The sequence below is a fragment of the Pantanalinema rosaneae CENA516 genome (assembly GCF_050753385.1).
GTDB lineage: Bacteria > Cyanobacteriota > Cyanobacteriia > Leptolyngbyales > Leptolyngbyaceae > Pantanalinema > Pantanalinema rosaneae.
In genome coordinates this window covers 155141-175413 of sequence record NZ_JBLZFZ010000007.1, presented here as the reverse complement: position 1 = coordinate 175413, position 20273 = coordinate 155141, and the positions used below count along the sequence as shown (strand labels likewise).

Annotated in this window: 15 protein-coding genes; 10 read left to right on the top strand and 5 right to left on the bottom strand. The window is 47.4% G+C overall.

Annotated elements, in window-relative coordinates; translation table 11 throughout:
* The 3 genes from ACN4EK_RS06025 to ACN4EK_RS06015 all read left to right on the top strand — a co-directional run.
* Positions 1-693, top strand: a 693-nt coding sequence (locus ACN4EK_RS06025; protein ID WP_431656615.1) for a hypothetical protein, incomplete at its 5' end; no start/stop codon positions are given.
* Entirely contained in the window at positions 694-2430 is a 1737-nt protein-coding gene (locus tag ACN4EK_RS06020) for a globin family protein (RefSeq protein ID WP_431656613.1), read from the top strand.
* A gap of 170 nt (positions 2431-2600) precedes the next feature.
* Entirely contained in the window at positions 2601-4670 is a 2070-nt protein-coding gene (locus ACN4EK_RS06015; RefSeq protein ID WP_431656611.1) for a YncE family protein, read from the top strand.
* A 160-nt stretch (positions 4671-4830) separates the two neighbouring features.
* Here ACN4EK_RS06015 and ACN4EK_RS06010 read toward each other — a convergent pair whose 3' ends face one another.
* From ACN4EK_RS06010 to ACN4EK_RS05990, 5 genes are all read right to left on the bottom strand, one after another.
* Positions 4831-5247, bottom strand: coding sequence for a hypothetical protein (locus tag ACN4EK_RS06010; protein ID WP_431656609.1), 417 nt, complete (start codon positions 5245-5247; stop codon positions 4831-4833).
* Positions 5248-5261: 14 nt separating this feature from the next.
* Positions 5262-7217, bottom strand: a complete 1956-nt coding sequence (locus ACN4EK_RS06005; RefSeq protein ID WP_431656607.1) for an alpha/beta hydrolase — start codon at positions 7215-7217, stop codon at positions 5262-5264.
* A gap of 12 nt (positions 7218-7229) precedes the next feature.
* A complete protein-coding gene (locus ACN4EK_RS06000) occupies positions 7230-8150 on the bottom strand; it encodes a hypothetical protein (protein WP_431656605.1) in 921 nt (306 codons plus the stop codon).
* Positions 8151-8385: 235 nt separating this feature from the next.
* A complete protein-coding gene (locus ACN4EK_RS05995; protein WP_431656603.1) occupies positions 8386-10617 on the bottom strand; it encodes a M6 family metalloprotease domain-containing protein in 2232 nt (743 codons plus the stop codon).
* A gap of 298 nt (positions 10618-10915) precedes the next feature.
* A complete protein-coding gene (locus ACN4EK_RS05990) occupies positions 10916-11239 on the bottom strand; it encodes a hypothetical protein (RefSeq protein WP_431656601.1) in 324 nt (107 codons plus the stop codon).
* A gap of 1026 nt (positions 11240-12265) precedes the next feature.
* Here ACN4EK_RS05990 and ACN4EK_RS05985 point away from each other — a divergent pair.
* From ACN4EK_RS05985 to ACN4EK_RS05955, 7 genes are all read left to right on the top strand, one after another.
* Complete coding sequence (locus ACN4EK_RS05985) at positions 12266-12949, top strand: response regulator transcription factor (protein ID WP_431656599.1); 684 nt, start codon at positions 12266-12268, stop codon at positions 12947-12949.
* A gap of 111 nt (positions 12950-13060) precedes the next feature.
* On the top strand, positions 13061-13336 hold the full coding sequence (locus ACN4EK_RS05980; protein WP_431656597.1) for a hypothetical protein: 276 nt from the start codon (positions 13061-13063) through the stop codon (positions 13334-13336).
* Between the two features lie 218 nt (positions 13337-13554).
* Positions 13555-15810, top strand: coding sequence for a C25 family cysteine peptidase (locus ACN4EK_RS05975; protein WP_431656595.1), 2256 nt, complete (start codon positions 13555-13557; stop codon positions 15808-15810).
* 269 nt (positions 15811-16079) lie between these two features.
* The gene (locus tag ACN4EK_RS05970; RefSeq protein ID WP_431656593.1) at positions 16080-17762 is read left to right on the top strand and encodes an alpha-amylase; all 1683 of its coding nucleotides are present in this window, start codon (positions 16080-16082) and stop codon (positions 17760-17762) included.
* Between the two features lie 135 nt (positions 17763-17897).
* Positions 17898-18827 (top strand): thermonuclease family protein, encoded by a 930-nt coding sequence (locus ACN4EK_RS05965; RefSeq protein ID WP_431656592.1) that lies wholly within the window; start codon positions 17898-17900, stop codon positions 18825-18827.
* Between the two features lie 85 nt (positions 18828-18912).
* Positions 18913-19893 (top strand): cyanophycinase, encoded by a 981-nt coding sequence (locus ACN4EK_RS05960; protein WP_431656621.1) that lies wholly within the window; start codon positions 18913-18915, stop codon positions 19891-19893.
* Positions 19894-19912: 19 nt separating this feature from the next.
* Complete coding sequence (locus tag ACN4EK_RS05955) at positions 19913-20272, top strand: hypothetical protein (protein WP_431656591.1); 360 nt, start codon at positions 19913-19915, stop codon at positions 20270-20272.
* Position 20273: the final 1 nt, after the last annotated feature.

Here is a 20273-nt window from a genome sequence, read left to right as displayed (position 1 = left end):
ACAGAAGGTAAGATCGCAACCAATGCTGTAACAGAAGGTAAGATCGCAACCAATGCTGTGACAGAAGGTAAGATCGCGACCAATGCTGTGACAGAAGGCAAGATCGAGACCAATGCTGTGACAGAAGGCAAGATCGAGACCAATGCTGTGACAGAAGGTAAGATTGCGACCAATGCTGTGACAGAAGGTAAAATTGCGACCAATGCTGTGACAGCAGCTAAACTTGACTCAACAGTTCAAAGCCGTTTGCTTCCGACTACTGAAATTTTTACTTTTGCACCTAGCCTATTCCCTAATAGTGGTGCAACACCTTGGTTGCAAAACAACGGAATTGCTACTAACGATCCTAATAGATCAGACGCAAGTGGATGGTTACCGCTCCAGCTGCCAGATGGTTTAGTAATTCAAAGCGTTACTGTGTTTGGTACAAAAATCGGTAACTTCAATTTCCGCATTACATTGCAACAGCAACCTCTTACTGGGACTGGAAACTCTGTGATACTTTTCGGAAAGCAACTATCACCTGTACCTGACGGTGCGTTTAGCAACCTTGCTCTGGACCTACAAGCAGGAGTTAGTACTGCTATCAACAATAAGAACAGTAAATATTTCATTACATTACTTATACCAAGTATCACCGCACCGGCAACAGCTTCCATCTATGCCATTCAAGTTTCTCTAGCTCGTCCCTGAATGAATTTTACGATCTTCTTCCAAAACTCTACATTTTCAACAAAGAGAGAGGGTTTTATTATGCCGAATTGTAGTGGATATGATTTAACACTGACTACTCATCCATCGGATCCAAATGATCCAAACTCTCCAGTAGTGAAACGTGACGACAGCATCAACATATACAATAGTTCAGGTCCATATTGGTGGCTTAGTGATGATATCAAACTGTTCCATCTAGATAGTAATAATAACGAAATCACAGATGGAACGGCTATTCTAGGTAGTGACAACTATCTAGATGTTCGCGTCCATAAAACAGACCAACTACTGCTGCCAGATACATTTGAGATTCTAGTTGAGCTATGGCTATGTAATCCCTTCCTATCCATGGATCCTCGAATCGTAACGGACACCCGTTTCTTATTCAGAGGGTCAATTCAAGCAACTGCTCTAGCTCCCAACTTATGGCTATCGTCAGTACTCCCTCTCAATGGGACGGTAACACCCCGAGACTATCCATCTGGAGCGGGACTACCATCTGGAAAAGTTAATGTATCAATAGCTGCTGGTAAGATTAAGTGGATTCCTGATCCAAATGATCCTGTTCAGTGGAATCCTGATCCAAATAACCTTAATCACAAGTGCTTAATTGCCAGGGTTTATCAAGATGCTCTCTCAGATCCAAAACCTGACAATGAGTGTTTCCACGCTGGTCAAGACACCACAGGCAAACAACTAGATCTTCATGTGGCACAGCGTAACCTTGATATTGTTAAGGTATCCCCCAGCAACACGTCTGTTAGCTTCCCAATTAAAACTGTTGGATTAAACCCTGAAGTTGCTGAAAAGGCAACTATTCGAGTTGTTGCCGATCGCACCCCTTCTCCAGCTCTACTAAGAGCAATTACTCCTAGCCTTGAAAGGTTTCCTGGCTACAAGCGAATCGCACCAGCCTCCGTATTATCCAACCGATTTGCTTTGAAAATTCCAGAGCGGTTGTCTCCTGTAATCCGTGACTATACTCGCATTGATAGACCCAGACCTGATATTCCTTCTCTGCCACCTCTGCGCCTCCGCGAGTTGGCTCAGTACATTTACAAAGAACCTGAAGACCGTTTCATGCGGTTTAAAGATGCCATTTTTGCTCCTGAAGTCATCGTTCAGGACCGCTTACTAGCTAAGGGCTTTGGGCTGCCGACAGTAGTCGAGTTAGCTACTGCCAGAATTCCTACTTACGAAGCAGACGTTCAACTTCCTCCCAAAGAAGCTGTGCAAATTACGCTCACGGTTGATCTGCCAGCTTCCTCGCAAGTTGGGGATGCTCACGTCTTCCATGTGGTACAAGTTAACACCAATCAGCAAGTGGTGGGGGGCATCACCGTTGTTGCCGTTGTGGTCAACCCAGGCGCTCTTGAAGCAGCTAATGCATTGACCAACAAACGAGGTGAATTGGTCAGAAGGGCATACCAGGATATTTTCGGAACTTCCAGTGGACGAAGCCAACGGGAGTATGCTGCCTGTCTGCGGGATCTCGGCTATTATCTAACCCCCATCATCCAGTGCTGCCAGCAAAGCAGCACCCAACCCTTAGACAGCTTTATTTCACAAATTAAGGAACTCAATCAGTCTCTGGGCTATCCCGCCAGTTGGTTTGTTGCCTTTTACCGTTCAGTGAAAGCCAACCATGGTCTCACAGGTGATGCAGCAGCCGTCGCTAATTCCTATCTCGATTACGCCATTAACGCTGCTGCCTAGGGTCCTGTCAGTTGTCAGTTTGGGATGAAGCGCTGATCTTCCTTCAGGGTGAAAGAAATTAGATTTCTTAGATGAGTATTTACGCTTGTCAAAGATCTAATTGCTTTGTAGACAGTTCAAACTGTAATAAAAATATCACTATTTTCTGATAATGATTTGGAGGTTAAAACATGGTTACTTCCATTCAACTTGCATCTGGTTTAGCTGGTGCGATCGGGTGTGATTATCGACGCATTAATGATCAACTCTTTTTTGTAGAATATGCGGGTGGTAGAGTTTCTGTTTTAGATCTGGTTCGTCCTGTCAGTGCGATCGTGTCTCAGGGAAATACCCTTCTCAAAGGCACCTGGTTATTTGATTGTGAAACGGGTACCCTTGGTGGGAATCTTTCTGGTCCCGGAGACATCTGGTGGGAACAGGTCAATGCCGTAGAGCGCAAAATGGTGCCGATTGCTGGAGCCAAATTGGTCAACCTGGGTAAAGTCGATTTCAACGCAATTACCCATGCGGAACTACAAAACCTGACTTATGGTACAACACCGATTCCCGGCAACAACGATGCCACAAATCAATTAGTCACAGGTGATGTCTTTGCCGTCATCACTAATGCTGGCAATTTCACCAAGATCAAAGTCCTTAATTACGGCTATGACATGAGCATCCAGTGGGTGACCTACAAACTGGGACCACGTTATCGGGTGCTGGGGACAGGCTACACCCAACCAGAAGACCTGAAGCTGCGCTCAGACAATCGCTACGCCTACGTGACCGAGCGGACTGGCAATCTCCTGCGCGTGGACTTAATGAATGCCAATCGCACGGCTGCCACGGTCATCAGTTCCGGTATGAACGCCCCTCAGCAAATCGTATTGGATGAAGCGCGGAATTTGGTTTACGTGGTGGAGTACGCAGACCCCGGACGGCTACTGCGAATTGACCTGACCAGTGGGGTTCAAACAGTGCTTGTGCATAACCTGACCTGGGCGATCGGGTTAGCCATGAGCAGTGATTTTCAAACTGCTTACATTAGTGAGCAAAGCCAGGGGCGAGATGCAGGGCGGGTCAGCCGGATTATGCTTAGTACAGGTAACCGTGAGGTGCTAGTACAGGGATTAGTTAATCCGTTCTTCTTGACTTGGGCCGATGCGAATCAAAGTATCCTTCTCATCCCGGAGCGAGACCCAGCCAATCGCGTGACAATGATTGACTTGACGCGCACACCATTCGTTGCCATCCCAGTTTTCAGCGCGGTTCCGGGTCGTCCGTCCAGCGTCGCCGTGAAATCAGGTAATCAAATTCTGGTGTGTAGCGATCAGGAGATCACGCAGGTTGATCTAGCACAAAGTTTCTTCAACAGTGCCGGCTCAATGCTCATGGGAATTGGTCATGTGCCGAAGGATAAGATCATTGATGGCTATGCAACAACTGATACAAATTACTTTTTCAAGGTGAAAGACGCGCCCTTTGGCGGCACTTTGGCATTGATGATCAACCACGACAAGGCGAGAAGTCTGGGTGCCCAGTTCTATCAAATCTATGTGGATAGAAGTGCTCAAAATCAGACCTGGAATGATTACAAGTGGGTCACAGGTCAAAATGCGTTTGTGCTAACTCCCACACTGCCTACCAATAGCAACTTTTTCCCGGTGCGATCGGCTGGAGAGGTCTGGTACAACAAATGGTTGGGATATCAGCTCAATACCACGGCTCTGATTGATGGGTTACACACCATTACCGTGAAACTATTCAATCAGAGTTATGGTGAAATTCCTAATAGTGCAGATAGCGTGAAGGTGCAGATTGATAACCACTGGCCGCAGGTCGCGATCGACGAAATTATTCACGATGGTAGTGTGGTTGGAACCTGTGGCATTGTGGATGCAGGGAGTGATGTATTCACTTTCCGAATTGTGGCGCAGGATGCAGAACAACATTTATTGAGCTGGACACTGCTCGCACTGTGGGGAAATAATAAGTCTGCAACGGTTGCCTCAGACACTTACGAAAATCAACTATCTAACCCTGTGGTGGCATCGACTAAAAAATGGGCAGGGGTTAATGGTACTACCCCTATACCTGCGGCGGGATGGTACGCAACGGTAGCCAATGATCCGACCTCACGGCGATGTGCCCACACGTTCCGTTTAGCTGTTTGGGATCGCGTCATTAACGGGTGGAATTACATTCACTACGCTGAATACAATAAGTCGATCACCATTATGTTACCGCCAGCGGCGTAACTGTGTAGTTAAAGGGGAACCATTAGGCTCCCCTTTAACTATAGTTCTAGTGGACTCTTAGCTTACGAGTTAGACAGATCAGTTCTAGCCAACCAATTTCCCATCGAATTGGAGGAGAGTAATAGAAATTGGGAATTCATATTGTTGACTTTCATTATGGTTATTCCCGAAGCACCTCTGCTTGAGTAGGGAGCTGGGTGACATCGACTGCCACCAGATTGCGATCGCGATCGCGTTGAGGGATTCGGACTCCCGTATTGATAAATTCATCCGAGCCGGGTCTGCGGAAACGCACTTCTTCACCCTGTAAGGTTGCCAGTTGTTGGGGATCGTTTACCTTAAAATAAATCCCGTTACTGAACTGGGAGTATTGGCGAATCTGTTGATCACCCACATACAGTTCTACACCTCTGCTGTCATATACAGGTGGCGATTGCACGTAAAGCTTGACGATGTACGAGACTTCCTCGACCTTCTCCCTGCGTTCGGCAGCAAAGTGATGAATTCGTCGCAGGTCAGCCACTTCAGGACGGGCGAGCATTAACTGAGCGCTGGTCAAAACAATTTCAAGAGACATGTGCTCCTCCGGAGTTAATGACTGAGTTGAATTTCGTCGAAATACAAAGAACCCCGGCAGGTATTCGTTCCCAGGATGGGTTCATCAAATAGCAGGATAATTTGCCGGAGATGGCGTACATCTACTCCCTGTTCTGCAAATAAGCTGAGGGGAACGCGTAGGCTTTGCATGACGGAGCGGCGCATTCCTCTAGGAAAATTGATGTCTGCTGGGTAGGGGAGTGGGGCGATGCTAGCGGCTTTGACCGAGTGAGAATGGGTTCCGTCACTGAGGGTAAGGGTGAAATTCTGCAGTTTATCCAGCAGGTTTTTGGCATCGTTGGATTGCCCAGCTCGCAAAGCCAGCAGGTGCAGTTTTCCGGGTGTCAGGCCACCGGGAGCGATGTTAATCACATACTGCTTACCTGATACATCCCAATCTATCTTGAGTCCTTTTGTTTGCTGATACAGGTTACTATTCACCCCTTGATTAAAAATTAGCTCTAAAGCAGTGATATTTGAAGTATCAACGCTCGCATTCACAGGGGGAGAACTGGTGGTGACGAGGGTATCTTCCTCATAATGGGCAATGAAAAGTCGCTGTCGATCCTGATACTGGCTAACGAGCCGGATAGCATTGGGAATCCAGCCTTTTTGCTGGCTCAGTTGATGGTCTTTAAGCAAGCTGAGGTACTGCGATCGTCCCAACAATAGCCCTTGAGCGATCGCCCCAAAATACACCTTAGCGACATTTTCCTGCTCGGCTCTGGTGATAAACGGATTGCCCTCCTGCTCCCAAACTACGTTAAAGAAATTGTGGTTGCCTCCGTAAATCCAGAGCAATGCCTTGAACCCTTCCGCATCCTGCGTGGGGTGCGCCAGATCGATCGGATGCGCCCGGTCATAGGTCTGGTAACCTTCAAAAGTCCACACATCCCCATCACGACTGCCATGCAGGATGATGTAATTGTCCTGGACGCGCACCGGTCCGGAAACAGGCTGGTACTGGTTTTCCGTAGGCGCGATCGCTACCACCGCTCTCAGGTTGAAATGGTACGGTCCTAAGCCCAGGGAACCATCCAACGGCACCGGGGGATCACCTGGATGGGGCACGACAGCATCCAGCCGATTAAAGGCACTGGCATGACCAACAGCTTCTCCACCTCTGGAGTGTCCGGCAATCATGATCTTCTCTAGATCAACTTTGCCATGCAGTGGGTGATCCGTTTGTTGATTCCAGAGCTGAAACTGTTTGATCTGTTCGAGATGAACGATCGCCCGACCATCGTTTTCCCCAAAGTTGAAGCCATTGAGGAAGTTACAGTCTACACTGCCTGCCAGGATGCCATGAGAGGCGAGGAGATTTAACAAATAAACATAACCGGGAGTCGAGTTTTCCTGAGGGAAATGGTTGCCGTGGACGATCAGGCAGACAGGGAAGGGACCATCTCCCTGGGGAACGCGCAGAAGACCGTTAATAGGAACGTTGGCGATCGTAAACGGCCAATGGGGTGAGGCGGGCAGGGTCGCAAAATCAGATAGATCAATTGTCCGAGTTTGATAACTGGGGGTTGGAGCCTGGAAGACAGTGTATTGGCTCAATTCAGGGTTTCCTGAGTAATTGAGTCCCGGTGCGGCGTAAACAACCTCTTGGTAGGAGAATGGCCCAGCGATCGCCGGATTGATCAAATCATTAGTGACTTTGCCTTTGAGATACAGGTCGCCCTCGGGGTGGAGTTCCGCCCGCACTCCCTGGGTCTGGTGCCTAAACTGAAGCCCCTCCAGGGGGAGCAGTGCCCGTTCAAACAGGCGATGTTGCAGTTGGGTATTCTGTTCCGTTGTGGCGAGTTTTGGGGTGGAAGTTTGGGCGATCGCCAATCCTCCCACTGGCAACGACCTGAGTGTATCTTCCTGGTAGTATCCCAAGAATGTGGCATCCCCAGTGTCGCTGATGGTCATGACATCCTGGGTGACTTTTCTAATTCTCAACATGGCATTCCTCCTCTAAGAATTGGTAGAACGCTCAAGTCTGGCAAGCCGCTGATTCTGTACCTGAATGACTTCATCCTGTTGCAGCAAGTACAGCGAAAGTTCTTCAATCTTCTTCAACAGAGACAGGCAAAATTCCCCTAAATTCACTCCTTCCTGATGGATGGTTTGGGCTGAAGGGATATCGGGCAAGTGTTTGTGGCGATCAATAAATGTTCGCAGTTGATTCAGATCTCGCAGTTCATAGTCCGGTTCAAACACGTAATCGGGAACGGATAAGGTCCAATCTTTGACTTTTATGTCACCGTTGACATCCAGTGTTGCCTGGGGATTGGTTGTGCCAATGCCAACTCTGCCGTTGGTAATTCGCATCACCTCCACCTCTGTCAGCTTGTTGTTTTCCCCCGTACCATTCACACAAAAGGCAAGTCCCCCTGTCCAAGTTCCCTGATCTGTGGATTGGATGAAACCCGGTCGCCATTCCGCAGTCGTATTTCTAGGATCGCTCCAGAATTCCAGACGACCTGCTCCAAAGCCAGTGGAAGATTGAATGCGGACAGTCGTTGGATTGTTGGGGGAGTATACATGCAACGGTGCTTGAGGTTTTGGCGACCCAATCCCCACATACCCAATGTGATTAATCACAAATTTAGGCATTAGATCGGGAGAACCAAATCCATCTTCATCGTAAACTCGCAGCGTATCGTTATCCCCAGGGCTCCACAGGACAATCGTATTGCCATTGCAGAAAATCCCCCCTGACTCGGAGCCATCTGTACTTGCTTCTAGCCACAGTCCGTTGCAATTGTTATCGGGGTTAAAATTGACGCTCTGACCAAGTTTCCCGCGATTGCCATAATGCAGGGAAACATGATTATCAGATTTCAAATAAGTATCTCCATTAATTTGAAGATTGTCGTTAATGACTTGAGTCATCGCTACCTCCTGGTAATTTTTTGATTTATCGTTAGTGTTCTGAAATTAATCAACTGATTCGTAACATCCTGTTCCCTGAGGGCAAGATTGAGGCATGTTCAAATTATTACTTCTAAATTTTCTGAACGACTTCTTGAGTGTGATTAATTCATCCTTGAAACGGGCGCTATTGTTCCAGACACCGGGAATTTGTTAAAAACACTCGGTGTCTGGAACAAAAACCTTGAATTTCGCCTCAGAACATTAACCGCAGCGACCACTTCTCCAGTTTGCCCGCGTCCTCCGATTGCAAATCTTTGACCCGTAGCATCCAGTCACCCTGGATGGGTTGACCCAGTAAGGCTTTCAGGGCAGGAGTAGAGGTACGATCGTAGGTCATCCTCAGGTCATCTTGGCTATCTCCTGTCTGGTTATGCAAGGTAACACTCTGCCCTGAAGGAGCGACGATTTCGACCAGCAGATCTCCGATGTAGGGGTGGACGATCGCCACGCTAATGGACAAATCCGTTAGATTTCCAGACTCAGCGATCGCAATACTACTGCTGATTCCATCTGGTTTGTTGTCGGGAATCGGTAAGTTAGGGCTGACCTCTCCCTGGGCTACCTTTCCTGCGTCCTCATATTCCACCTCAATACTCCAACGGTTCAACCGTCCAATATCGCGGGTAGCCACGTCGCGCACCACCAGCACCCAGTCCCCCTTCAGGTCATCCCCCACCAATGGCTTCAGCGTAGGAATGGTGTCAGTGGTAAAGGTCTGTTTCAGATCACGCTGCATCGTTCTAACTCGATCGTAGAGCAACGCTTGTTTCCCCGAGGGCGACTTCAATTCGATCTGCAAATCTGCGGCGTAAGTATGGGTGATATCAACGCTCACCTTAACTGCTTTCACCTTGCCAGCTTGCCGCATGTTGATGATGCTACTCACTCCTTCACGCTGGTTGTCGGGAATGAGCAAATCAGCAATCACTTCGCCCTTGACCACACTGCCGCTTCCTTTCCCGATCTGCATCCGGATTACGTCACCTGGGGCTGAAATATCTGCAATGACTAACCCTGAGTCGGAGCCATCCCAGGCACGAGTCGAAGGCATAGTGGTGTAGGACAGAGCCACCCCACTGACTTGCTTAAACAGGTCGGTGCTGTCGCCCATGTTGCGGTTGGTCTCCAGGTCGAGATGCCCGTCGGCTTGCAGCAGTCCACACTGGTAATGGCGACTACTCGTCCCACCCTGCCATTCATTCGAACCCAATGTATCGCAGTGATAAATTGCCAATCCACTGGAGGGAATGTAGGTATCTAACCCTTGCTGAGTACGATTTTCCAGGATGAAGTATTCATTGGGGCGATGGGTTTCGTATTTCATCAACGTCCCGTAATCACCCTGTTTGATTTCGTAAATGCTGGGTGCATTGAGGCGAATTTCGCGATCGCACCATCCCACTAGATCTCGCAGGTAAGCACAGATAGGAGCAGGTGTGCGCCCATTGTTCAGGTGATTTCCAGCAGACATCAGGCAGTAGTATCCCATACCACTGCTTTTTTCAGAATCCCCATCGCGCGAGCCATAATCGTACAAATCAGGGAAACGGCACAGCAAATGCCCACTCTCATGACAGAATGTACCAATGCTCAAATCGACCCGCTGACGCCCCAAACTTTGGATCGTATAACCCCGTACCTTGATGCCGTTATAGGTCAGCTCCAACTCAGAGTTATGGGGCCAGAGGTCGCCTTCGTAGAGGGTTCGTCCAGCATACATAAAGCTTAAGGCATCGACATAGCCTTCATGCCGCGAATCAAACTGGGACAAATCAATTCGCAGTTCGTTCACCACTTGGTCAAGTGCTTCCTGACAGAGCAGATTTTGCACATAATATCGCTGGTTTTGTCGCAGTTTAACCGGTCCTACCACCAGGTTGGAGTAATCCAGTTTTCCGTTCGACAGGCGCAGGAAATAGTCTCGCACTGAGCAGAAGTTGCCGTTGTCCTGATAGTTTGACCCGTTCAACATGGCATCCACATCGGCAGCCGTTACGCCACTAGCAAGATCAGTAAATTCCACCAGAATCGTCAGCCCTCGCACCTGTCCTTCGCTGACTCGCCTGCCGTCTAATAAACCGTTGTTGCGTCCGAAGGTCCGCTCAATATTCGATGCAGCATTGATTGAAGGCGGACGCAAGTCTGCATAGCGTTGCTCAAACTTTTCATTGCGAATCTCCTCAGATTCACGCAATCCCCGCCGCAGATCGGTCGGGGGACGCTTAGAAACAGGAACCCCGCTGGATGCAAAACGACCTTTCATCAGGGCAGCATAACAGTAGAGACCACGATCGGGATCGTAAACAACCGTGTAGCCATCTTTCGTCTCATAGCGGGCATAGAACTCATCGCCAAATACAACCAGTTCTACATCGGAACCACTCTCCTGTTGAAAAATTAGCATTTCACCAATAATGGCACTCATCGTTATCTCCTTAGTTCGGGGGTAATGTTTTTAGCATGAATAAGTAGATGAATCTAATTTTTTAGGATGGACTACGTTACGCCAATCCATAATGTTCAAAGATTTCAGTTTCGTAATGCTGCAAAAATCAAATTATGTGTTGAAAAACAGTAGTTTTTATGATGCTAATCTATACCTGACGGCTATCAATAGTCAGTTGTTAGACACCTAGTGTTGTGTAGGAAAATGTGAGCCATTGGTAGGTCAAAAGAAATACCGAGTGTCTGATCCCCCCTAAAAGCCTTCAAGGCACTCAGAATTAAGGATTAAACGGGAGATCGGCCTCGGAAGGTCTAAGTTCGATGTATCGCTGACTGAATTTTTCTTGTCGGATAGCAGTATCTTCTTCTAGATGCGGTTGAATCCCAGTCGGTAGCGGTTCTGAGATGGGAGTCCCACTTGAGACAAGGTGTCCATCTTGCAGCACAGCATAGCAATACTGACCCAGAGCCTCGTCGTAGAGGACAGTATATCCCTCTAGAGTTTCACGGCGAGCATAGAACTCATCGCCAAAAACAAGCAATTCTACCTCTGACCCATTTTCTTGAGAGAAGGTGAGTTTTTCTCCAAAGATGGCACTCATAAAACACTCCTTCGATAAGCAAAGCAAGCGTCACTATCAATTTCACAGTTGATGATGGTGTTCAGCAAATACTGAGCTTTCCAAGTACACTGCCATTCTGGGTTGATGTATTAACACGAATGGTATACAGATAATCTCCAGAGAGCCAGCAATAACTTGCGTTATTCACAAAGGGAACGATGCGAATGGAATAAAGTTCTTTCTTCGATGCCTCCTAAACCATACCCTATCCAAGCAACGAAACGGCACTTTTTAAGCAGTCAACAAATCCTACTAATGACTTGGAAAGCGGATCTCAAGACCTTAAAACACAGATTGAAACATATGCTTGTAGCGATCGTGCCCCGCCTTTAAGATCCTTTCCTGTCAAGATTTTGTTCTAATTTTTTGTGAACGACCGACCTAAAGCAAAGATGTTTTTTAAAGATAGTTCAGATTTTCTAACCAATACCAATTGTAAGGCGTATTTTTCCATCGTCAACTGTTATTACTGATTTGATACGCTTTAGCACCCTTCTCACAGAGTTGTTTCCAGGCAGGAAGCCCTTCCCTCCCTTCTACTAGCTTGTTTGTGCGGCACAACCTAATGTAAGGTGGCTCCAATACAGATAAGCCTGAGCAACACTGAAATGGTAATACTCCACTTTGCATGCTTCGAACTGTATAAACAAAGTTATAGAAAAGTGTCAAACAAGTATTATTAGTAACAATCGTTGATACCTAAAAAAAGATTTTTATATAATAGGAGATTATTGCGATGTTACGTCTCTTTTAGAGAAAAGCTTTTTATCAGGGTGTTTCACTAGTAACCTTCTCGTATTAGTTGCCCAAAAGAGAATGACATGGTCAGATTGATGCTCAATACTCTGGTATTAGTGTACTAAATTTGTTGACTGTGTCTTTTGTCATAAGTGTTATCTGCCCTCCTGATATTTTAGCAGTGTTAGTTAGTGTGCAGAATAGAAACCGATTCCGATTACTGCTTGTGTTGCCGAGTTTGTAATTTTTGAATAACAAAAGATTTTTATGCCCCTAGAACAAAAGATGTCCTTGAGTTGCGATCGCCGCATTGCCCCAGACTGCGATCGCTGTACTGTGAGCCGCTTACGTCCGCACCAAATACTAACAGAGGAGGATAACTTCGCTTGCCATCAAATTCAACTACTACTGAGACAATTTGAACAAGTGGTAGAACAGGGGGGAGTAATCAGTTTGGCGATCAATGGACAAGTACAATTCATTACTCCCCAAGCAGAACAGCTACTGAACCAGTATTTTGGCTGTCAAGACTCACACGCCTTACCAGGCTCCTTACAGCAGTGGTTCAACGATCAGATGTCGCAACTGACACGCAACAGTCATGGTTTGCTCAACCGTTTGACCTTTTACATGGAGCAAGCAGAGCAGCGATTGCTCATTCGCCTCATTCCCGACCCCATTGGGACGCACTATCTTTTGCTATTAGAGGAACAAGTGCCGCTGTCGTTTTCGATCGCAGCTTTGGAATCTCTGGGACTGACGCAACGGGAAGCGGAGGTGCTGTTTTGGGTGGCTAAGGATAAAAGCAATGCTGCCATTGCCAGAGTCTTAGATTGCTGTGAAGGCACGGTACGAAAGCACCTGGAGCATCTTTACAAAAAATTAGATGTGCAAACCCGGATGGGGGCTGTGATGACTGCTCTAGAAAGGTTGAAGCTAATCCGGGCATAGTTTTTGCGCGATTGCCACAATCCTATACGCGGACGATCGTATTGCTATCACCACTTGTGCTAAGGAAAATTGGAGCTAAAGAGTTATAACAGGGAAAACGAAACAACATCAATGCCATTACTTCGTGTTGCGCTACAGGATGGTTTGATCAATGAAACTGTGATCGTTCGAGTCAATAATGAAGAGGTATTTCAAAAAACAGGTGTTAATACAAGATTTCAGATTGGGTTTGCTGAATTATTTGAGCTTGATGTACAAGACGGAAAAAATAAGAAGGTTGAGATAGTATTACCTTCGAAACAACAGTCGGAATCACAAACTTTAGAGATATCAAAGCCGACGTATTTGGGTATCTCAATCACAAAATCAAGCGATCGAACGCTTTAAAGTGACTATTCGAGTTCAGTAGATTGCAAAGAACATCATCTTAGATTTTGAGCAGGTTAAAGCCGTAACCGTCTAATCTGAGCAGTTTTTCAAACATTGAAATCGGGGATTTTGTGCTGTAGAGAGATGTAATCGTCGAGTCTCGCATTAACTTAAGGGCGCTAATTGCTTTGTGACAGCAGCGTTTGGCAAAGAAAAAATATACCGAGATGGAGATTATGAGCGAGAAACATTGGATTAGTTTTGATAACACGGACGTAGATTCGACTAGTGAGACTGAGGTCAGTAAAACCGTCAGACAACTCGCTACTTCTGCTATGCAAGATGCAGGTCAGCGTATTGGTATTACTGTCACCTATAAAGTGGGTGGTTTTTGGGAAGGCATTGTAGAAGGCGAAACGTTTCGAAGCTTTGAAGTCCCTTTTGCTACCCAAATAGAACAGGAAGGGGCACCCGCTGTGCCTAAAGATGGCATTTTTGTAGCGGTGCCATCGGATGCTGAAAATGTCCAGGTTCGAGTCATTGATAAAGCAATGGTGCCGTTTGATCAGGAAGTCTATTTGGTTCCAGCACCCCAGCAATTCAAGGAAGATGATTTCCGTGTGGTCTATCAGCCTGACCCGACCATTTATGAGTCAGACGCTCCTTTCCCTGGGCGGGACTTTGAGTTTTTGGGATTGAAGACTATTTCGGGGTTAAAAGTAGTACATATTTTTGTGTATCTGGGGCAATATCGACCTCGATCCCAACGCATGGAACTGCTTCAGTCCATGACCCTAGAAATCACCTATCAAACGCCCCCTGTGCGCGATCGTGCTCCGGCTAGAAAGCCCAGAGAATTGCCGGTACATGGGCTGATTCTGGGTTTAGATTTACTCAGTGACGAACATGATTTTTCGTCCCAGGTGGAAGACTTTTCCCAAATGAACGCTGTGGACATGGAATTGCTTGAAACTACCCTTGTGCCATCTCGCCGTTCTGACCCCGGTATTTCCTTATTAGAAACTAGCGAACAGGAAGGATATGATCCTGCCGTCATCACCTCTGGCACGCCAAGGCAGGTCGTCCTAATCGCTCCCCCAAAACTGAAAATCCCTGGGTTGATTGCAGAATATATCATTGTCACTAATAACACCCTGGCTGCCTCAGTTGAACCTCTACTGGTAGCGAAGAGTGGGTGGCCGTATTACGCCAAAGTGGCTTTGACTGAGGATATCCAACTGGAATTTCCGGCAGGTAGCCTCAAGGACTCCATTAAATCCTTCATCACCTGGGCTACTACAAACTGGACGGTGCCTCCCCGCTTTGTCGTTCTGGCTGGAGATACGGATGTCATCCCTATCCACACTTATCTCCAGAACAATGGTTCCTATGCCTCCGATCACTACTATACCGATATTTCTGGGGATCTTGTGCCAGAACTAACGGTGTCTCGCATCCCAACTTCAGATGCATCCACACTTAAGAGCGTCTGCGAACATCTGGTTCGGTATGACCGCTATCGGGGTGGTGATTGGGGTGGGTGGCAAAACCGTGTCATGCTTTGTGCTTATCAAGCATCTACCTATGAGACAACTTGTGATGAAATCGACACCAAGATCAAAAATCGTTATGAAGTCGTTAAATGTTACGCCAAGAATACATCTAAAGCAGATGTGATCAACACTGTGAACAATGGTGTGCTATTTGCTGTTTATCGAGGTCACGGATCGAAAACAACCTGGTCTTCTAACAACGGGCTAGATACAGAGAATATTACCAGTTTGAATAATCTATCCTATCCTCCCTTCGTGCTGAGCATTTGTTGCCAAAACGGGTGGGTTGATGACAACTCGCTGGAAACCATTGCAGAAGCATTTATTCGTCGCCGCAAAGCTGTGGCGGTATTTGCCTCGTCCCGCGACTCCTGGACATACCCTAACAATGACTTTGTCAAGTATATGTTTGATGCGGTGATGGTTGGTGGTTGTAATTCGCCTGCAGATATTATTCAGTATGCTAAGACCAAAATGGTTCGTAACCACGCCTCGTCTACATATCATCTGGACAACACTGTGATGTATAACCTGTTCGGTGATCCAGTGGCTCATGTTGCCAGTAATGCGGAATATTTGCGAGGCAGTTGGGTGATGGATCATGACGGTTGGCAAGGAACATTGAATGTCACGCGCATCTGGAACTATCGTATCGAAAATTCAGGTGACTACTCTGCTCCAGTGTGGAGCGTTTCTGGAGCCTATGTCGGTTCAGATAACAAGTCCTATAACTTCGTGGGTACGCTGGGAGGCTTTGATCCAAACCAACTTGGGAGCGAGTCTAAGCGAAGTGATCTCAAGTTTGAAATTCAGATTGCTTTTTCGGCATCAAATAACCAACAGTTTGTGGGATACATCCACTCATGGACTCGCAACCGTATTTCTGGTCTATGTTGGTGGTCAAACCATCCATTCGGTTGGACAGCATCCAAAAAGTAAAAGGGCAGGTTGCGATGCCTTCGGCATCCCCCTGATCAAGCTACTGTGTACACACAAATCGAGTTAGATGTCATTTGCATCGTTATTGGTCCCTAAATTTCCCAAGTTTGGGAAACTTTGAATGGGTTGGCTCCCCCAGAATTGGGGACTGGGGGCGGTTCGACAGGACTTTGACCTTTTTGAACAGAAATAGGGGCGATCGCGGCCAGTTCTCTGAGCAGCGATCGCCGGAAAGAATTGACCAGGACGCAACCAACGAGGTGTAAAATATGTCCGCCAAAATCAATGGTGTCATGCTGCAAGGCTTCCACTGGTTCCTCAAATTAGATTTTCCTGAAAGTCGTAACCGTAGTCTATGGCAATTTCTCCGAGATGAAGCGAACCATTTCAGAACCATTGGTATTGACGCGATCTGGATTCCGCCTGCCTACAAAGCAGCCTTTAACCGCAGCAATAGCGTGGGCTACGATGTCTACGATCATTTCGACTTAGGTGAATTCTTTCGAGATGGGGAAATTACTCCCAAAACTAAATATGGAACAAAGACAGAACTGGTTGAAGCAGTGCGATCGCTACACGGTGATGGAACTCAAAAACGCATTCAGGTGTATGCCGATGTCGTACTCAACCACAAGATGGGAGGGCAGGAAGACCACTATTGGCAAGCTATTCGGGTTGAAAAAGACAACCGTAACATTGAACGCTGGGGTGATGGATTTGAGCGAGGGCTGATCGAAGTTAAAGCCTACACAAAATTTGATCACCCTGAACGGGGAGGTAAATATTCCAGCTTCCGGTGGCGAGCCAGACATTTTGACAGCGTTGATGCGACTGCCGAAATTTGCCAGAACGGCAATGTTTTCCATGATCCCTCGGACAAATATATTTATCGATTCCTGCATAACGAATTAGGCTATATCCCTACTGATAAGAGGTTTGAGTCCTGGGTATCCTTGGAGAAGGGAAACTACGACTATCTCACTGGCTGTGATTTCGACTATGGTCGGTACGATGTGCGGGAAGAGATGAAGTATTGGGGCATCTGGTTTGCTAAAGAGCTTGACCTGGATGGATTCAGGTTAGATGCCGTCAAGCACATCAGCGCTGACTACATTCAAGAATGGCTGGGACATGTACGCTGGCAGACGGACAAAAACTTGTTTGCAGTAGGTGAATACATTGCAGGCTCCACAGAACCACTGCATGCTTATTTGACTCACGTAACTGCTGATGGCAAGTATCCTCAACCCATCACTTTGTTTGACTTCCCCCTTTCCTTCAAATTTAGAGACGCGAGCCGTATGGGAGAAGGCTTCGACCTTCGTACGCTTGACCAAGGAACGTTAATGGCAGAACAACCCACCTTAGCGGTTACCTATGTTGAAAACCACGACTATGAGTATGGTAGAGGCTTTAACTCCCATGTCGAGGAGTGGTTCAAGCCCCTGGCCTATGCCTTTATTCTCCTACGGGACAGGGGGTATCCCTGTATCTTCTTCCCGGATTATTACGGCTCCTTCGACTGGGTTGAAAATGACAACCTCTGGCATCGGGCACAGAAGCCCGGCAGAGAATACCTGGATCTGCTGCTGCAACTGAGGAAGCAATTTGCTTTGGGTGAAGAACGGTACTACACCGATCGCAACGTTGCCGGCTGGGTACGGATGGGTTTTGTCCCCGGTGCTAAAGGGGCTATGGCTGTCGTCATCAATACTGCCTATAAAGCGGTCAGGGCGATTCGGATGAATACTGGACGGTTCAACAAACGCTTCTACCATCTGGCGACCCTTAAGCTAACCGATCAAGGTTTTGTGGTAGTACGTCATCGCTATGACCTCTACGGTGATAAAGCTGAAGGGCTATGGACGGACGCTAATGGCTGGGCCGACTTTCTTGCCGAAGGTGGCACAGCATCTATCTGGATTGAGGATGGGGTTAAGTTAGAGGGCTGAGACCTGTGCTATTTGACGGTATGCTGACCACATTGAAACAGATGTACGATCGCAATCCGTCTTGGGGACATTTGTGATTCATAGCTCTTTAGTGCAAATAAATCTCTGATTGTATTCCACATTAGGGAAAAGCTCATGAACGGAACGGTAATTAAAGATCTCAAACTCATCAAGGTCATTGATGGTGACACAATTAAGATCCTGCTCAATAATGAGCAAGAATCGATTCGCTTCGTCTGCTTAGATACAGAGGAAAGCCAGACTGGAGGTGATAAACCGGTTACAAAAGCTGGTCAATTAGCATCAAAATGGGCGAAGCAATATTTCGCAACTAATGAACAGGGTCTACCGAACGGTGATGTGCGTGTGCATCTCGAATTTGACACGAATGATCCAGTTCAGGTTTGTCTGAATAAGCATCGCGATAACTATGGACGATTGCTCTGCTACGTTTACAAAGCTGGAGAATTGGAAAATTCCAATGTCCGCATCGTGCGCGAAGGGTGGAGTCCTTATTTCGTTAAATATGGACGATCGCGCCTCTATCATCGTCAGTTTGTTGAAGCCGAGGTTGAGGCTCAATCTAAAGGACTGGCGATCTGGAATCCGAATACCAATGCAGACGGCGATCGTCGGGACTACACAACCCTGCTGCCCTGGTGGTCTTTGCGAGACAGTGTGGTGCAGGACTATCGCTATCTGGGAATTCAAGCGGGAGCGCTATCCGTACGTCTAGACTATGACCACTTGATGGAAGCAGCCAGAACAGGTAACGAAGTCACTGTATTTTGCGACCTGCAATCCGGGATTAATCAATGGACGGGCAATGGTGCCCTGATTTATGCCGGATCAACCTTTCAAAAGTTCAATCTGTGGATTCCAGATAAAGATTCGCCAGTGGCTCAAACCATTTTGCGACTGATTAAAACTCGCTATGCCAATTTAGGTCGAGGCTACGTTTATGTTTCGGGCAGCGCCAGTCTCTATCCACTGAGGACGGACGGTAAGCCGCAAATCGTGATCACCCAGGTTAAACAACTCGCTGATTTCCCACCTGGAGCATGATGCCATGAGCCAGAACAGGAAGGATTCCCATTGCCACTCGATGAGATCGCCACACCCGATGAACCCTGTGAGGATATTCGTGCTGATGCTGGGGTTGGCGATCGCCAGTTTTCCAGCCCCAGCCGCCGCTAAGGCAAAACACTATTTGCTGGGAAATCCGACGGATGTTAATCCGCCTCTGTCAGGCGGGGTCTACGATTTGGGGGGCGGTGGCACAGATGTGGATGACGCAATTCAATGGATGATCAACCAGGTGAGAGGGTGTCGCAATTGTGCGACCACAGTCGATGTGGTGGTGATGCGATCGGCTGATAACGATCCTAGGAACGACGATGCCTATAACCCAGCCATTATGAAAATGAACGGGGTCGATTCTGTGGAAACGATCGTGATCAGCAATCGAGAGGATGCCAATCAAGCGGATGTCATCGATCGGGTGCGACAGGCAGAGGTGGTGTTTTTTGCGGGCGGCGACCAGTGTAACTATACGCGGAACTTTTATCGCACTGGATTGGAGGAAGCCGTGAAGTCGGTGTCTGCGCGGGGTGGCGGTGTAGGTGGCACCAGTGCGGGGGCAATGATTCAAAGTGAATTGATCTATAACGCCTGTTTGCAGGGAACCCGGAATGTCACTAGTCGCGATGCGATGCGCGATCCCTATGCCAATATTAGTTTTACAACAGATCTCTTTCCCTGGGATGCCCTGAAGGGCACGTTGATTGATACTCATTTTGATGTGGACGATCGCCTGGGACGGTTAATGGCTTTCATGGCCCGCCAGATTCGGGATGGTATGGCGGACGACATTCTAGGCATCGGTCTACCGGAAGCAACCTCCCTGATCGTTGATAAATATGGGTTGGCACAGGTGATGGGAAAGGGATCAGTCTACTTTGTTTTCGGCAACCACCAACCGGAAGTCTGTGAACCGGGGCAACCCCTTTCATTCTCCAATTTCAAAATCTGGGAGGTGAAGAGTGGTCAAACCTTTAATTTGAAAACTCGACCAACCAGCGGTTACTACCAGAGGTCGGTCGATCGGGGACAACTCAGCACCATTCGCTAATATTCTGAAGGAGATGATTATGACCCAAGCAGAACAACACAAAGCAACTGAAATCGGTCAAGAGCTGAGCGATCGCTTACAAAAAGGCTGGACGGTCAGTTTACCAAAGCCGGAGGAACTGAAGCACTTAGAACAACTGACGCTTGAATTAGCTTCTAAAGGCTATTTAGGTAAAGTTACCTTTGCTGGGCAAACATCCAGTGGCAGCTATTCTGTGCAGTTCAATACCGAGAATGGAACGGGATATAGTTCTGTGTGGCCAGCCTGGGCGTTTGAATTGGCAAAGTCGGCTTTACTGTACAATAAGCGGTTGTTCATTATTGCCAATGGAGATCCCTTCGGGCAGAACTTAATTCAGGTGCTGATGTTTGCCCAATAGC

Excerpts from the sequence above, each read along its gene's own strand:
- ACN4EK_RS05955 (WP_431656591.1), top strand. The coding sequence starts at position 19,913 with ATGACCCAAGCAGAACAACACAAAGCAACTGAAATCGGTCAAGAGCTG.
- ACN4EK_RS06020 (WP_431656613.1), top strand. The coding sequence starts at position 694 with ATGAATTTTACGATCTTCTTCCAAAACTCTACATTTTCAACAAAGAGA.
- ACN4EK_RS06010 (WP_431656609.1), bottom strand. The coding sequence starts at position 5,247 with ATGTCTCTTGAAATTGTTTTGACCAGCGCTCAGTTAATGCTCGCCCGT.
- ACN4EK_RS06015 (WP_431656611.1), top strand. The coding sequence starts at position 2,601 with ATGGTTACTTCCATTCAACTTGCATCTGGTTTAGCTGGTGCGATCGGG.
- ACN4EK_RS05965 (WP_431656592.1), top strand. The coding sequence starts at position 17,898 with ATGAACGGAACGGTAATTAAAGATCTCAAACTCATCAAGGTCATTGAT.
- ACN4EK_RS05970 (WP_431656593.1), top strand. The coding sequence starts at position 16,080 with ATGTCCGCCAAAATCAATGGTGTCATGCTGCAAGGCTTCCACTGGTTC.
- ACN4EK_RS05980 (WP_431656597.1), top strand. The coding sequence starts at position 13,061 with ATGCCATTACTTCGTGTTGCGCTACAGGATGGTTTGATCAATGAAACT.
- ACN4EK_RS05985 (WP_431656599.1), top strand. The coding sequence starts at position 12,266 with ATGCCCCTAGAACAAAAGATGTCCTTGAGTTGCGATCGCCGCATTGCC.
- ACN4EK_RS06000 (WP_431656605.1), bottom strand. The coding sequence starts at position 8,150 with ATGACTCAAGTCATTAACGACAATCTTCAAATTAATGGAGATACTTAT.
- ACN4EK_RS05960 (WP_431656621.1), top strand. The coding sequence starts at position 18,913 with ATGCTGGGGTTGGCGATCGCCAGTTTTCCAGCCCCAGCCGCCGCTAAG.
- ACN4EK_RS06005 (WP_431656607.1), bottom strand. The coding sequence starts at position 7,217 with ATGTTGAGAATTAGAAAAGTCACCCAGGATGTCATGACCATCAGCGAC.
- ACN4EK_RS05990 (WP_431656601.1), bottom strand. The coding sequence starts at position 11,239 with ATGAGTGCCATCTTTGGAGAAAAACTCACCTTCTCTCAAGAAAATGGG.
- ACN4EK_RS05995 (WP_431656603.1), bottom strand. The coding sequence starts at position 10,617 with ATGAGTGCCATTATTGGTGAAATGCTAATTTTTCAACAGGAGAGTGGT.
- ACN4EK_RS05975 (WP_431656595.1), top strand. The coding sequence starts at position 13,555 with ATGAGCGAGAAACATTGGATTAGTTTTGATAACACGGACGTAGATTCG.